The 14,339-nt window shown below is 68.5% G+C and carries 12 protein-coding genes; all 12 read right to left on the reverse strand.

Features of this window, described 5'->3' with window-relative positions:
• Positions 1-163: 163 nt before the first annotated feature.
• The gene (locus BKH33_RS11140) at positions 164-457 is read right to left on the reverse strand and encodes a nucleotidyltransferase family protein (RefSeq protein WP_003782358.1); all 294 of its coding nucleotides are present in this window, start codon (positions 455-457) and stop codon (positions 164-166) included.
• 92 nt (positions 458-549) lie between these two features.
• Complete coding sequence (gene prmC, locus BKH33_RS11145) at positions 550-1,446, reverse strand: peptide chain release factor N(5)-glutamine methyltransferase (RefSeq protein WP_075408803.1); 897 nt, start codon at positions 1,444-1,446, stop codon at positions 550-552.
• On the reverse strand, positions 1,436-2,530 hold the full coding sequence (prfA, locus tag BKH33_RS11150) for a peptide chain release factor 1 (RefSeq protein WP_003784966.1): 1,095 nt from the start codon (positions 2,528-2,530) through the stop codon (positions 1,436-1,438). Before prfA ends, prmC begins: the two co-directional genes overlap by 11 nt.
• 119 nt (positions 2,531-2,649) lie before the next feature.
• On the reverse strand, positions 2,650-2,862 hold the full coding sequence (gene rpmE / locus BKH33_RS11155) for a 50S ribosomal protein L31 (protein ID WP_003782958.1): 213 nt from the start codon (positions 2,860-2,862) through the stop codon (positions 2,650-2,652).
• A gap of 177 nt (positions 2,863-3,039) precedes the next feature.
• A complete protein-coding gene (gene rho / locus BKH33_RS11160) occupies positions 3,040-5,148 on the reverse strand; it encodes a transcription termination factor Rho (RefSeq protein ID WP_003782964.1) in 2,109 nt (702 codons plus the stop codon).
• A gap of 379 nt (positions 5,149-5,527) precedes the next feature.
• Entirely contained in the window at positions 5,528-6,313 is a 786-nt protein-coding gene (locus BKH33_RS11170) for a CE1759 family FMN reductase (RefSeq protein ID WP_003782966.1), read from the reverse strand.
• Position 6,314: 1 nt separating this feature from the next.
• Complete coding sequence (locus BKH33_RS11175) at positions 6,315-7,463, reverse strand: CE1758 family FMN-dependent luciferase-like monooxygenase (protein WP_043539298.1); 1,149 nt, start codon at positions 7,461-7,463, stop codon at positions 6,315-6,317.
• Positions 7,464-7,691: 228 nt separating this feature from the next.
• Positions 7,692-8,594, reverse strand: coding sequence for a homoserine kinase (gene thrB, locus BKH33_RS11180; RefSeq protein ID WP_003782954.1), 903 nt, complete (start codon positions 8,592-8,594; stop codon positions 7,692-7,694).
• 1 nt (position 8,595) lies between these two features.
• Positions 8,596-9,924, reverse strand: coding sequence for a homoserine dehydrogenase (locus BKH33_RS11185; RefSeq protein ID WP_003782960.1), 1,329 nt, complete (start codon positions 9,922-9,924; stop codon positions 8,596-8,598).
• Between the two features lie 202 nt (positions 9,925-10,126).
• Complete coding sequence (locus BKH33_RS13900; protein WP_003782962.1) at positions 10,127-10,294, reverse strand: hypothetical protein; 168 nt, start codon at positions 10,292-10,294, stop codon at positions 10,127-10,129.
• Between the two features lie 253 nt (positions 10,295-10,547).
• Positions 10,548-12,392 carry a DUF7926 domain-containing protein gene (locus BKH33_RS11190; RefSeq protein ID WP_076142752.1) on the reverse strand — a complete coding sequence of 615 codons (1,845 nt, stop codon included), beginning with the start codon at positions 12,390-12,392 and terminating at the stop codon, positions 10,548-10,550.
• Between the two features lie 485 nt (positions 12,393-12,877).
• Entirely contained in the window at positions 12,878-14,335 is a 1,458-nt protein-coding gene (gene lysA / locus BKH33_RS11195) for a diaminopimelate decarboxylase (protein ID WP_076142753.1), read from the reverse strand.
• Between the last annotated feature and the right edge of the window lie 4 nt (positions 14,336-14,339).

Genomic DNA, 14,339 nt, shown 5'->3' on the forward strand with positions numbered 1-14,339 from the left:
CGAACTGCGGCGTCTCAGCTCACCGAGTGCGAGAGAGCATCACGCAGCCGAATCAAGTACCCGCCGCGGTCGGGCTCGGGTAGGCCTTCGGCGCCGTCACTCAGGTCGCTTAGCATCCCGGTCCTGCATCACCTGAAATGCATCCTATATGTGAGCATAGGACTCAGGCCGCATAGACATCCTCAGCACCCCTCAGCACCGAGGACTTGAAGTAAGGATTCTTGACCGACTCTGCAACGACCAGGTCAATCTTCCTGCCGAAGATCCTCGTCAACTCATCCTGCAGACCGAAGAAATCAGCAAATCGATCATTACGACCCGCTTGGAAATCAACAAGAAAGTCAATGTCGCTGGTATGGGGATCGAAATGATCGGTAAGTACCGACCCGAAAACACGCAATCGAGCAACACCGAACCGGGCGCATGCCTCCGCCAGCGCCTTGGTATCAATCGTCACTTTAACCGCCACAGAACTATGACCAGAGTATCCAGCACGCCGACTGCAGAGGCGGCAGGCGGCCCGAGCACTGCTGGCCCCGACGGCGGGGTTTACCGCACCGCGCGCAGGTAGCGGTCGCGGCCGGTGAGGTCCTGGCCGGTCTCGGCCTGCTTGAACCCGGCCCCGAGCGCGGCCGCTCGCAGCAGCGCCCCCTGCTCGTGGTCGTGCTCCATGACGAGTACACCGCCGGTGCGCAGTAGCGCGACCGAGCGCACGAGGACATCGATCGGAATATCCAGCCCGTCGGGTCCCCCGCCGTAGAGGGCCACGGTGGGCTCATGCTGGGAGGTCTCGGTATCCTCCACGGCGCCGGCCGGAACGTAGGGCGGGTTGGAGACGACGACGTCGACCTGCCCGTTGAGGTCATGGAGGACCAGCGGGTCGGTGGCGTCGGCGTGGATCACCTCAACGCGTCCGGGGACCAACCGCTCGCAGTTCTCGCGGGCCAGGGCCGCGGCGGTCTCGCTGATCTCGACGGCGACCACCCGGGCACCGGGCACCTCCTTGGCGACGCAGGCGGCGATCGCGCCCGAGCCGGTGCACAGGTCCGCAGTCAGGACCACTCCCCCGCCGCTGGCCATGACCTCGCGGGCGGCCTCAATGGCGGCTCCAGCCACCACCTCGGTCTCCGGGCGCACGATGAACACGCCGGGACGGCTGATGAGCTCGGCGCCCCGCAGCCACATGCGGCCGATGATGTGCTGGAGGGGCTCACGGCACTCTCGGCGCAGCACCAGCGCGTCATAAGCGGCCGGGAAGTCTCCGTCGGCGCCGTCGGCCAGCAGCAGCGCCCGCCCCAGCAGGTGCTCGGCCAGGATCCGGGCATCGACCTGGGGACTGGTCACGCCGGCCGCAGCCAGCCGTCCAGCCGCCTGGCGCACCAGCGCCCGCAGCCCGTAGCGGTCCACCGCGCCCGCCGGCGCACCGCCGCACAACTCAGGAGCCACTGCCCTCACCCACCTGGGATAATCGTTCAGCCTCGTCCATGGCGATGGCCGAGGCGATCACCGGGCCGAGGTCACCGTCAAGAACGGCATCGAGGTTGTAGGCCTTGAAGCCGGTACGGTGGTCGGCGATCCGGTTCTCAGGGAAATTGTAGGTGCGGATTCGCTCGGAGCGGTCCACAGTGCGCACCTGACTGCGACGGGCCTGTGCGGCCTCGGCGGCAGCAGCCGCCGCACGCTCGGCCAGGAGCCGGGCCCGCAGGACCCGCATGGCCGCCTCCTTGTTCTGCAGTTGGGACTTCTCGTTCTGCATGGACACGACGATCCCGGTGGGCAGGTGGGTGATGCGAACGGCCGAGTCAGTGGTGTTGACGCTCTGGCCGCCCGGGCCCGAGGAGCGGAAGACGTCGATGCGCAGGTCGGCGGCATCGATCTGGAGCTCGCCGGGGTCGTCGGCCTCCGGCATGACGAGGACGCCGGCCGCGGAGGTGTGGATACGCCCTTGGGACTCGGTGACCGGGACGCGCTGGACGCGGTGGACGCCGCCCTCGTACTTCAGGTGCGCCCACACCCCGTCCTGGGGCTCCACCGGTCCGCGGGTCTTGATGGCCAGCCGCACGTCCTTGTAGCCGCCCAGGTCGGAGTCGGTGGCATCGAGGACCTCGACGGCCCACCCCTGACGCTCGGCGTAGCGGGAGTACATGCGAGCCAGGTCGGAGGCGAACAGCGCCGACTCCTCACCGCCCTCACCCGCCTTGACCTCGATGATGACGTCCCGGGCGTCGTCGGGGTCCCGGGGCACGAGGACCTCGCGCAGGTGCTCACCGGCCTCAGTCGCAGCGGCCTCAAGCACCGGGACCTCGGCGGCGAAGTCCTCATCCTCCGCAGCCAGCTCGCGGGCATCGGCCAGGTCGGCGCTGGCCGACTGCCAGGCCCGGTAGGCGGACACGACTCTGCCCAGCTCGGCGTAGCGGCGCCCCAGCCGACGCATGGCGCCGGGGTCGGCGGCCGCGGGCCCGGCCATCTCGGCCTCGATGTCCGCGTACTCGGCCAGGAGCGGCTCTGCAGCGGAGAAGTCCTCACTCATGGACTCGGGTTCCTTCACGGGCTAGGAGTCGTGCTGACGGGCGCCTGCGGCACCCGTGCGATATGCAAACGACGCCGACGGCGGCTCTGGGAGCCGGCCGCCGGCGTCGTGAGACGCGGCTACTTGCTGCGCTTGCCGTACCGGGCCTCGAAGCGGGCAACGCGGCCACCAGTGTCGAGGATCTTCTGCTTGCCGGTGTAGAAGGGGTGGCAGGCCGAGCACACGTCCACGCGGATCTCACCGGAGGTGACGGTGGAGCGGGTCTCGAAGGTGTTGCCACAGGTGCACGTGACCGTGGTGGCCACGTAGTCGGGGTGAATGCCCTGCTTCATAGGTTTCTCCTTAAGCGTCAGAGGGTCCCGGGTCCCACGCGGGAGCGCAGGTGAACCGGAGGCCAGCAGCAGATCTTGCCACCGCCCGGAAGGCCCGTGCAAGGGCTGAGGCTCGTGATAACGGGCACCTGCCCGGGTGGCTGAGGCCCGATTGGTCCCGGGGCGAGCCCTGGAGCGTTACTCGTCCTCGCCGTCGGCCAGCGAGGTGCCGGCCGGGGTGGTCTTGGACAGGACCATGAGGAACTCGGCGTTGGACTGGGTGTCCTTGAGCTTGGAGAGCACTAGCTCGAGGGCCTGCTGCTGCTCGAGCCCGGCGAAGAGCCGGCGCAGGCGCCACATGATCTTGAGCTGGGCGGGGTCGATGAGCAGCTCCTCGCGGCGGGTGCCGGAGGCCGCCACGTCCACGGCCGGGAAGATGCGCTTGTCGGCGAGCTGGCGCGACAGCCGCAGCTCCATGTTTCCAGTGCCCTTGAACTCCTCGAAGATGACCTCGTCCATCTTGGAGCCGGTCTCCACCAGGGCCGTGGCCAGGATGGTCAGGCTTCCGCCGTTCTCCACGTTGCGGGCTGCACCGAAGAAGCGCTTGGGCGGGTAGAGGGCGGAGGCGTCCACACCACCGGAGAGGATCCGGCCGCTGGCCGGGGCCGCCAGGTTGTAGGCGCGCCCGAGGCGGGTGATGGAGTCCAGCAGCACGACGACGTCCTGGCCCAGCTCCACGAGGCGCTTAGCGCGCTCGATGGCCAGCTCGGCCACGATCGTGTGGTCGGAGGCGGGGCGGTCGAAGGTGGAGGCGATGACCTCGCCCTTGACCGTGCGCTGCATGTCGGTGACCTCCTCAGGGCGCTCGTCGACGAGCACGACCATGAGGTGGGCCTCGGGGTTGTTGACGCTGATGGCGTTGGCGATCTGCTGCAGGACGATCGTCTTACCCGCCTTGGGAGGGGAGACGATGAGCCCGCGCTGCCCCTTGCCGATGGGCGAGACCAGGTCGATGATCCGCGGGGTGACGGCCTTGGGCGTGGTCTCCAGTCGCAGCTGCTCCTGGGGGTAGAGGGGGGTGAGCTTGGCGAACTCAGGCCGGCGCTTGGAGCGCTCGGCGTCCATGCCGTTGACGGTCTCGACGCTGACCATGGGGTTGTACTTGACCCGGCCGGCGCGGTTCTGACGGCGGTTGTTGCGCCCGCCCTGGTGGGGCGTGGAGGACTCCGAGCCCTCACGGACCCAGCCGGTCACGGCGTCGCCGGCACGCAGCCCGTTGTCCTTGATGAGTTGGTTGGAGACGTAGACGTCCTTGGGACCGGGCAGGTAGCCGGAGGTGCGCAGGTAGGCGTGCTGGTTGTCGGTGACGTCCAGGATGCCGGCCACCGGCAGGAGGACCTCGTCCTCGCGCGGCTGGTTGCGGTTGCCACGCCCCGAGCCGCCGTCTCGGCCCTCACGGCCGGAGTCTCGGTCATCGCGGTCGAAGCGGTCGCGTCCGCGCTTGCGACCTCGACGGCGGCGCCCACCGCGCTCGTCGTCGTAGCCGTCGGACTCGTCGTTGCCGTCACGGCCCCGGCGCGAGCGCTCCTGGGACTCGACGACGGAGGTCCCGGTGGCGTCGGCCAGGTCGCGCATGAGGGCGGCCTTGGCGTCGGCGTGGTCCTCGGGCGAGTCGGTGTGAGGCTCGCGTGACGAGCGCTCCTGCTTCTCGGGGGCGCCGGCGGAGGCCTGGGCACGGCGGCGGCCACGGCGACCCTGATCGCGCGAGGAGCGCTCACCTCGCTCCGAGCGGCCGTGGGAGTCGCGGTCGTCGCCGCCCTCAGCCGATTCGGAGCGCTCGGCTCGCTCGCGCCACCGGCTGCGAGCGGGACGCTCCTCATCTTGACTGGAGCTGTTACCCGAGTCGTTACCGGAGGAGCCGGACCGATCAGGCAGGTCGATGCCCAGGTCGAGGGATGGTGCGGACTGGCGCTCCTCGGGAGCGCCGGAGGCCGCGGTAGCCCGACGACGGCGCGAGCGCCCTGAGCCGGCGGCCTGGGACGGCTCAGGCGAGGACTCATCGGTTGAAGAGCTGGAGGAAGAGGAGTCGGCGCCGTCGTTCACCCCGGCATCGGGCGAGCTCTTCGACGCGCTGTGGGATTTGGGAGCAGATTCTTCTGAGGAGCCACGCGCCTGGCGGATAGCGGCGACGAGCTCACTCTTTCGCATGCGGGAGGTGCCCTTGAGGCCCATGGAGCCAGCAAGCGACTGGAGCTCGGCCAGACGCATGGTGGAAAGCGAGGGCTGGGCGCTGGAGGTCTCGGTCACGAGTGTCCTAACGGTGTGATGACGCTCCGCGGGAGGAGACGTTCAACTGGGGAGACTCCCCCGGATTCATTCACGGGGAGGGTCATGCACTGCCGGTTCCTACTGAGGCCTGAGCCTCAGGTCCGGGGCTGGTGCGGTCAGCGGCGTGGTGCGATCCGCGCGGCCAACGGCCTCAGCATAGCAGCCCCTTCGCGCAGTGCCTAACGAAGTACCGGTGAGCAACGCCGGGGATGCCACCGTTATTCCACCCAGGACGTCTCTCGCCGCCACCCCAACACCGGTGGGGCCGACCGCGCGTACGACCGACCCCACCGGAATGATTGACTCGGGCACGCCCGAGGCGGCTCTCGTCCCTCCAGCAGTCCTCGAGCTCGCGGCTTCAGCGACCTGCGAGAAGCGCACCCATGGGCGTGAAGTCGGCCAACGGGTCGACCGGCGCCTGGCGCGGGAAGCGCTCCATGAGCGTGGCCAGTTCCCGCCCCGCCCGGGCCACGCGCTGACTCAAAGGAGCCTCGGGCCTCTCGGAGGATGACGGCGTCTGCCAGGCCGCACCGAAGTCCTCACTGGCTGCGAAGACCGAAGTCTGTGCCGGCAGGGCCTTCATGTAGGCGGCCAGGGGTCGCAGCGCCATCTCGGTGACGAGGCTGTGCCGCGCCGTACCGGCCGTCGCCCCCAGCAGGACCGGGACGCCCTCGAGCGTGCCGGCCGGCAGCACGTCCATGGCAGACTTGAACAGTCCGGAGTAGGAGGCCTGGAAGACCGGGCTGACCAGGATGACGCCGTCGGCGGCGGCCAGGGCGTCGATCACCTTCTGCAGGTCGGCCGGCACCGGTCCGCCTACACTGGCCAGGGCGATTTCCTTGACCAGGGGCCTGAGCCCGATGACCTCGATGCTGGCCAGGCGGGAGTCGGCCTCCAGGGCCTTGCGGGCCGACTCGGCCAGACGCTCGGCGAGCATCTGGGAGGTCGAGGGCTCCGAGACCCCGGCGTGCAGAGCCACGATCCGGCTCAGACGCCCCATCTGGGTATTGGCGTAGGCGTCATAGGTCGGCGATCCGGCCAGGGACTGGGTGCCCCCGGAAGGGGCGACGGGCGCAGTCGTGTCAGCGGTCATGTCGTCCATCTCCTGCTTGTCGCTCGTCGTGGCGAAGGTTTCCCGGGCCATCTCAGATCCTCACCTTCCGGCCCGTGAGCGGGTCGAACTCGTTGGACATGGAGAAGGGCTCCTCAGCCGGGGGCTCGGTACCCTCCAACAGGGCCCGGTGGCGCGGGTGGAGCGGTGCGTCCGGAACGCGCTTGGGCTTGGTGGGCTCCAGCTCGGCGCGCAGTGCCGGGACGATCTCGGAGCCCAGGTACTCGATCTGCTTCATGATCTCCTTATGCGGGACGCCGCCCAGGTCCACGTTGAAGGCCTGACGCTGGTAGTCGCCGATCGCGTCCCGGTAGGTCAGGTACTTCTCCACGATCTGCTCGGGCGTGCCGACGGCGAGAGGCGTGTGCTGCGTCATCTCCTCCAGAGCCGCGCCCTGGTAGACGTAGGTGTTGCGGAAGTAGGGGGTGTAGCGCTCGATGGCCTCGGCCTCGCTCCTGGCGGCGAAGATCTGCCCGCCCAGGCCCACGATCGCCTGCTCGGGCTCGCCATGGCCGTAGAAGGCGAAGCGCTCGCGGTAGAGGTCGATCATCTTCTTGACGTGGTCGATGGGCCAGAAGATGTTGTTGTGCAGGTAGCCGTCTCCGTAGTAAGCAGCCTGCTCGGCGATCTGGGGCGAGCGGATGGAGGCGTGCCACACGAAGGGCGGGACACCGTCGAGCGGGCGGGGCATGGAGGTGAAGTCCTGCAGCGCCGTGCGGAACTCGCCCTCCCAGTCCACGTTGGTCTCACGCCACAGGCGGCGCAGCAGGTCGTAGTTCTCCACCGCGAGCGAGATGCCCTTGCGGATGTCCTTGCCGAACCAGGGGTAGACCGGTCCGGTGTTACCGCGCCCCATCATGAGGTCGACGCGTCCGTCGGAGAGGTGCTGGAGGTAGGCGTACTCCTCAGCCAGACGCACCGGGTCGTTGGTGGTGATGAGGGTGGTCGCGGTGGTCAGGAGCAGCTTGTCCGTGCGTGCGGCGATGTTGGCCAGCAGGGTCGGGGGCGACGACGGCGCAAAGGGCGGGTTGTGGTGCTCCCCGGTGGCGAAGAAGTCCAGGCCCGCCTGCTCGGCCAGGACCGCCATCTCAACAGTGTTCTTGATGCGCTGGTGCTCACTGGGGGGCTTGCCGGTGGCCGGGTCGGTGGTGATGTCTCCAACCGTGAAGATTCCGAACTGCATGAGACGTCCTCGCTGTTCCTGCACTGGTTCTACGTAATCTCTTGTGTACTGATGGAACCGGAGACATCTATAGTTTATTTCTCAACTACATGAGTGTGACGCGCTTCCCACGACGAGGCTCGATGCCGCTGCCCCGCCCAGGCTCCGAGGCGGACACAGGTCGCGGGCGCCCTCGGACTCGAGGACGCCCGCGATCAAGGAAGCGGAAGAGGAAGCCGTTCGCACGGATCAGGAGGTCAGCACCGCCCCGCGAGTATCAATACCGGGGCTGAGCACGCTCCAGCCGTGGTTCTCCAGGGCGAAGCGGGTCTGCTCCGCCAGGGTGGACAGGACGAGCACCGTGGGCCCCGCCCCGGAGATGACGGCGGGATAGCCCTGCTCGCGCAGGGAGTCCATGACCGCCATCGAGGCGGGCAGGACCCCGCGCCGGTACTCCTGGTGGAGCCGGTCCTCGGTGCCGGCCATGAGCAGGTCGGGGCGCCCGGCGAGCGCCAGCATGAGCACGGCCGCCCGGGAGGTGTTGAACAGGGCGTCCTCGCGCGGCACCGAGACGGGCAGGACCTGGCGGGCCTCCTTGGTGGACAGGCGGGTGGTCGACGGCGGGATGAGCAGGCTCACCCCGAGCGAGGCGTCCACGGGCATGGGCGCCATGCGCGGGTGTCCGCCGCGCTCGACCCAGGCGACGGTCGCCCCTCCGAAGACCGCGGGGGCGACGTTGTCGGGGTGCCCCTCGAAGTCAGTGGCCAGGGAGAAGATGCGGTCATCGCTGAGGGCCTCGGGCTCGGAGATGAGGCCGCGCGCCAGCATGAGCCCGGCCACCGCCGCGCTGGCGGAGGATCCCATGCCCCCGCCGTGGGGGATTCGGTTGACGCAGCGCATCTCGAAACCGGCTTGCGGGGCACCGACGGCGTCCAGGCCGGCCCTCAGCGCCCGTACAACGAGGTTGTCATCATCAGTGGGCACGGTATCGGCGCCGACACCCTCGACGATGACGCGGGTGGTACCGGTGATCGGGCGCACCGAGACCTCGTCGTAGTAGCGGAAGGCCATGCCGAAGGAGTCGAAGCCCGGCCCCATGTTCGCCGTCGTTGCCGGGACGCGGACGGCGGCGCGCTCATAGACGATCCGCATGTCACTCGCCCTCGACGCGTTGGATGGAGACGACCTCGGCAACCCGGTCCGAGGATCGCAGCCCCTCGACGGCGGCGTCGAGGTGGAAGACGGGCGCCGGGTGGGTCACGAAGGTGACGACGGCCTGGTCCTCGCTGCCGTCGGCGGTGACGTAGGCGCTCTGGCGCACCGAGTTGATGGAGACCCCGTTCTCGGCGAAGACGGAGGCCATAGCGGCCAGGGAGCCGACGGCGTCGTCGGCGCGCAGCTGGATCTGGTAGCGGGTGACGGCCGCCTCGGGGCCGAGGACCGGCAGGTGGGCGTAGGAGGATTCGCGGGGGGCCTGACCACCATGGACCCGGTGGGCGGCGGCGGCGACGACGTCGGACAGGACCGCGGAGGCGGTCGGGGCTCCCCCGGCCCCCTGTCCGTAGAACATGAGGCGCCCGGCGCTCTCACCCTCGACGAGGACGGCGTTGTAGGCGCCGTGGACGCTGGCCAGCGGGTGGTCGTTGGGCACGAGGGCGGGGTGGACGCGCACGGAGACGCCGTGGGCGTGCTCGTCCTCGCGGCGCTGGGCGATGGCGAGCAGCTTGAGCTCACAGCCCGAGGCGTGGGCCTCGCGGATGTCGTCGGCGGTGATCGCGCGAATGCCTTCGACAGAGACGTCGTCGAGACCCACGCGGGTGTGGAAGGCCAGTGAGGCGATGATGGCGGCCTTGGCGGCGGCGTCCAGGCCGTCGACGTCGGCGGTGGGGTCGGCCTCGGCGTAGCCGAGCTCCTGGGCAGTGGCCAGAGCGGTCTCGAAGGACAGACCCTTGGTGCTCATCTCGTCGAGGATGTAGTTCGTGGTGCCGTTGACGATACCGAGCACGCTGGTGACGCGATCGCCGGCCATCGACTCGCGCAGCGCGTAGACGACCGGGATGGCACCGGCGACGGCGGCCTCGTAGTAGAAGTCGGTGCCGGCGGCGGCCGCGGCCGCATAGAGCTCAGGGCCGTGGGCGGCGATGAGGGCCTTGTTGCCGGTGATGACGCTCGCACCGGACTTGAAGGCGGCCAGGATGAGGGTGCGGGCCGGCTCAATGCCTCCGATGAGCTCGATGACCAGGTCGTTCCCGGTGGCGACGGCGGTGACGTCATCGGTGAGAAGGTCCCGGCGGACCGCGGTGTCCCGCGGAGCATTGACGTCGCGCACGGCGACGCCCGTGACCTCCAGGCGCGCACCGGAGCGGGCGGCGAAGTCATCGGCCTGCTCGGTAAGCAGACGGATCACCTGGCTGCCGACGGTCCCGGCGCCGAGGACGCCGACGGTGAGGGTGCGCTGGGCGGGTGAGAGCTCCTGAGCCACGGAATGACCACCTTGCTGTGTTGCGTACTGCTGTGTTGCGTGCCGCGTGCGGACACGTCGACTTCCTGAGGCGATGGGGACGGGTACGGCTAGGTCACCCGACCGGCTGCCGGTCTGAGCCGACCATCGCTGCGGGCCAGCATAAGGGTCATAGACCTCAGCGCGCGTGCGCGTCCGTCAGCGGGAACACGGCCCAGGGTTCTCAGCGACGCCAGATGATCTGCTTGAGCAACCGGCCAATCACCCGGCTCAGGCCCATGGACATCGGAACCGCGGCGTCGTCGGAGCGGTGCCAGGCCGGGGGCGGCTGCTCCAGGGAGGAGACGAAGGAGGTCAGTGAGGAGGGTAAAGACGATGTGGCTGCGCTCATGCCTCAAGGTTAGGAACCGGCGCGCCGACGTGGTGACCCCCAAGAGAATGATTGATGGGGAGGGGTACTCATCCCTCCGGCCGAGATATCCCGTTGACGTCTCCTGCTTGCGACAGGCACCCGGTGGCAGGGCGGATGACCTCTCGGAGGGACGACACCTGGGAACGCCAGTGGCCCCGTCCCGGCTGAACCGGGACGGGGCCACTGGGCTCTTGTGACGGAGCGTTCAGGCTCGAGAAGCGGTGACCCGCACTCAGGAGGCCTTGCGACGGCGAGCCATCAGCAGGGCACCGCCACCCACGCCGGCACCGGCGAGCAGCAGGAGCGCGACGGCGTTAGCACCGGTGTGCGCCAGCGGCGGGTTGCCGGTGGGCTTCTTCGGGGTGCTGGTCGGCGTCTTCGGGGTGGAGGTGGCCGGCGGGGCCGCGGGCGGAGCCACGGTGGCCGGGGGGTTCGAGGCCGTCGGCGGCTGCTGCGTGGTCGTCGGAGGCGCGGGCGGAGCCACGGTGGCCGGGGGGTTCGACGCCGTCGGCGGCTGCTGCGTGGTCGTCGGAGGCGTGGTGGCCGGCGGAGTCGTGGTGGTGGTCGTCGTGTTGGTCAGCGAGACCTTGACGAGCTCCTGGTCGCGGATGGTGAAGGTGTTGGTGTTCTCGCCATCCACAGTGAAGACCGGCTTGCCCCAGCTGAAGCCGGAAGCGGCGGGCTGCGCCTTGGAGGTGTCCTCGCTCAGCGTGATCTTGGTGCCCACCGGGAAGGTGCCGTCGAAGGCAACCGGCTCACCCGGCTTGACCGTGACGGAGGCGGTGCCGGTGCGGCCCTCGCCGCTGGCCTTCTGACCCTCGGGAGCCTTCCAGTCCGGGTAGGAGTTGGCGGCGGCCGGCAGCTCGTAGGCGACGTCGACGACGAAGGAGGAGCCTGCGGCCTGAGCAGCGGCCTCACCCTCGACGACCTTGGTCACGCTGAAGCCGCCGAAGCCGGGCTCCATCTGGACCGAGATGTCGAAGTACTGGACGTAGGACTGCTGCTGGGTGCTGGTCAGGTCCGTGCCCTGGAGGTTGACGGTGTTCTCGTAAGCGGCTCCCCGGGTGGCCGCGACGGCGTTGCCGTTGGCGTCCACGAAGGAGACCGGGTACTCCAGGGTGAAGTTGGTGCCGTTCTTGAACGGACCGGTCACCTCGTAGGTAGCGGTGCGGCCGTCCTGGGAGTAGCTGGCCTTGACGTCGAAGTCACCGTACTCGCTGCTGGAGTCCTGGCCGGCGGCGTTGGTCACCGGGACGGTGGAGCCATCCGCAGGGCGAACGTTGAGGATCGTACGGGTGGCGTCAGCCTGGTTGAAGCTCATGCCCTCACTGAGGGTGTCGGTGAAGACAATGGTCTGACGGGAACCGTCGAAGGTCTTGCCGAGCTTGCCACCAGTGGTCTGGTTGGTCCCGAAGTTCACACCCCAGGTCAGCTCCTTGTAGTTGTTGTAGAAGCTGGAGGCCCACTTGGTGAGCTCCCAGTCGCTCTGCTCGGGGCCGCCGATGCCGCCGCCACCGGGCAGGACAACAGCGGTGGTCACGCCGTTGGCAGTGAGGTTGACGGACTGCTCATCGGTGGTCTTGGCAACCGCCACCAGGGCGGAGCCGCTGCCCTTGAAGTTGTGGAAGCCAGCGGCCTTGAGCTCGTCAACCTTGGAGTTGAAGGTGCAGGTGACCTCCTTGGCGGTCAGGGTGCAGCTGCCGACCTCGACGTTCTGACCGTTGTACTCGACGGTCATCGGGTGGGTGTCACTGTTCTGCAGGTTGCTGAAGTAATCACCCAGACCGATGGTGAAGGAGTCGCCCGACTTGAGGTTGGCGTCGACGCCGCTCCAGTCGAAGCTCAGGCGAGCGAGGTCGTAGATGCTGAGCTTTCCATCGTGCTCAACATTGTTACCGTCCACACGTGTCAGAGACAGGTTGGAAACGTTGACGCTCTTGTTCTCGTCTGCGCTCGCCTGGGGCGAGAGCTGAGACATGATCGCCACAAGGAAGAGAGCAAGGATGGCGACGAGTCCCCTCACCGCCCCTCGCGAGAGGGCGGGCCGAGAGGCTGCGCCCACGGACAATGTGTTCATGAGATCTCCGGATTCCTGGCATAGATGACAAGGTCTGCCTCGTGAACCATCATGGGGCGCTCCCACCATCCGTTCAGGCGACAGGAAGGCGGTCCCGTGATGACCAAGGCCACTGTGTCACAAACCGACTGTTTGGGAGTAGCGAACACACAAAACACGCACTAGGTCACAATCTCAACACAACTGTAATCCAGGTTTCAAACAACTGATCACGCTGACAATTGTAGGAAACACACAATAATTATGTGCTGAACCTGTGATGGCACTGTGTCTCCCCTATCAAGCGGACCGCATTGTGGTTGTTCCAGTCCTCCAAACAGACGTTCTTCAGGTTCGCTGAGACACGGCCCCTCTCAGACCTCTCCCAGGTTGTCACCGCTCTCAGGGAAGTCCCACGATCCTGACGGAACATACGCAGGGGCGCCTTCGTAGCAGGAATTGTTCCTGGAACGAAGGCGCCCCTGCGATATGAGGGAAAGGAAAGCTCAGCCCTCGAGGCGCAGGAGGTCCTCGATGGTCTCCGGGCGCAGGATCCAGCCCGACTCACCCTCACGTACCCAGCGCACGCCGGGGCGGGTGAAGAGGTTGTAGTTGGAGGCCATGGAGCGCCCGTAGGCGCCCGTTGCGGGCACGGCCAGCACGTCACCGACAGCGAGGTCCGCGGGCAGGTCCACGTCACGCACGACGACGTCGCCGGACTCGCAGTGCTTGCCCACCACCCGGCTGCGCACCAACCCGGCCTGCGAGTCGGGGCGGCGGTTGGCGACCAGGGCCGTGTAGGCGGCCTCGTAGAGGGCGGGGCGGATGTTGTCGCTCATGCCGCCGTCGACGCTCACGTAGAGGCGCGAGGCCCCCTCCCCCAGCTCGACGCGCTTGAGCCCGGAGACCGTGTAGAGCATGACGGTGCTCGGGCCGGCGACGCTGCGCCCGGGCTCGACGGACATGTGCGGGACCGGGTCGCCGAGCTCCGTACACAGTTCGCGCACCGTCTCGGCGAGGGTTCGGGCGACCTCGGCCGGGCTGGGCGGCACCGGATCCGCACCGGTGTAGGCGATGCCGTAGCCGCCGCCCAGGTCGACCTCCGGGCACAGGTGCCCCGTATCCGCAGCAACCTCGTGGCGCAGGGTGAGGACGACGCGGGCGGCCTCACGGAAGCCGGCCAGGTCCATGATCTGGGAGCCGATGTGGGAGTGCAGCCCGTGCAGCTCGAGCTCGGGGGCGGCGATGATCGCGTCGATGGCCTGCCGGGCAGCGCCTCCGTGGACGGAGAGACCGAACTTCTGGTCCTCGTGGCCGGTGGAGATGAACTCGTGGCCCCCGGCGTGCACGCCAGTGGTCAGTCGCACCATGACCTTGCCGGTCTCCTCGGGTCCGTAGACGCCGCTGGAGCGCAGGTCGCGCACGGCGCGGACGGCGAGGTCGACCTCCTCGAGGGAGTCGAGGACGAGGTGGCCCACGTGGTGGGTGAGGGCGACGGCGATCTCGGCCTGCGTCTTGCCGTTGCCGTGCAGGCCCACACGGGTGGCGCTGGTGGTGGCCTCCGCCCCGTCCACCTCCTGCAGAGCGGCCAGTCCCACGGCGAGCTCGCCGCGGCTGGCGGTGTCGATACCCATGCCCTCCTCGAGGACCCACTGGGCGACCTTGGTGGTGAGGAAGGCCTTGCCGGCGTAGAAGGCCTCTCCCCCGGCCATGCCGTAGCTAGGCCAGAACTCCTCGTGCATGGCGGCGCTCCAGGAGGCGGCGCGACCGCGCAGGTCGGCCTCGTCCAGGACGAAGACGGGACTGGGGGCGTCGGTGAGGATCTCGGAGACGGTCAGCCCGCCCAGGGCGAGCTCGCCGGCAGGAGTGCGCCGCGCCGTCGTGGGCCACAGATCGGGTCGGTCCTCGGGTTCGGGGCAGGCCAGCGCCCCCAGGGGCGGCTCAGCGTTGGGAACCTGGTTCATCACG

This window comes from Actinomyces naeslundii (assembly GCF_001956585.1).
Taxonomy (GTDB): Bacteria; Actinomycetota; Actinomycetes; order Actinomycetales; family Actinomycetaceae; genus Actinomyces; species Actinomyces naeslundii.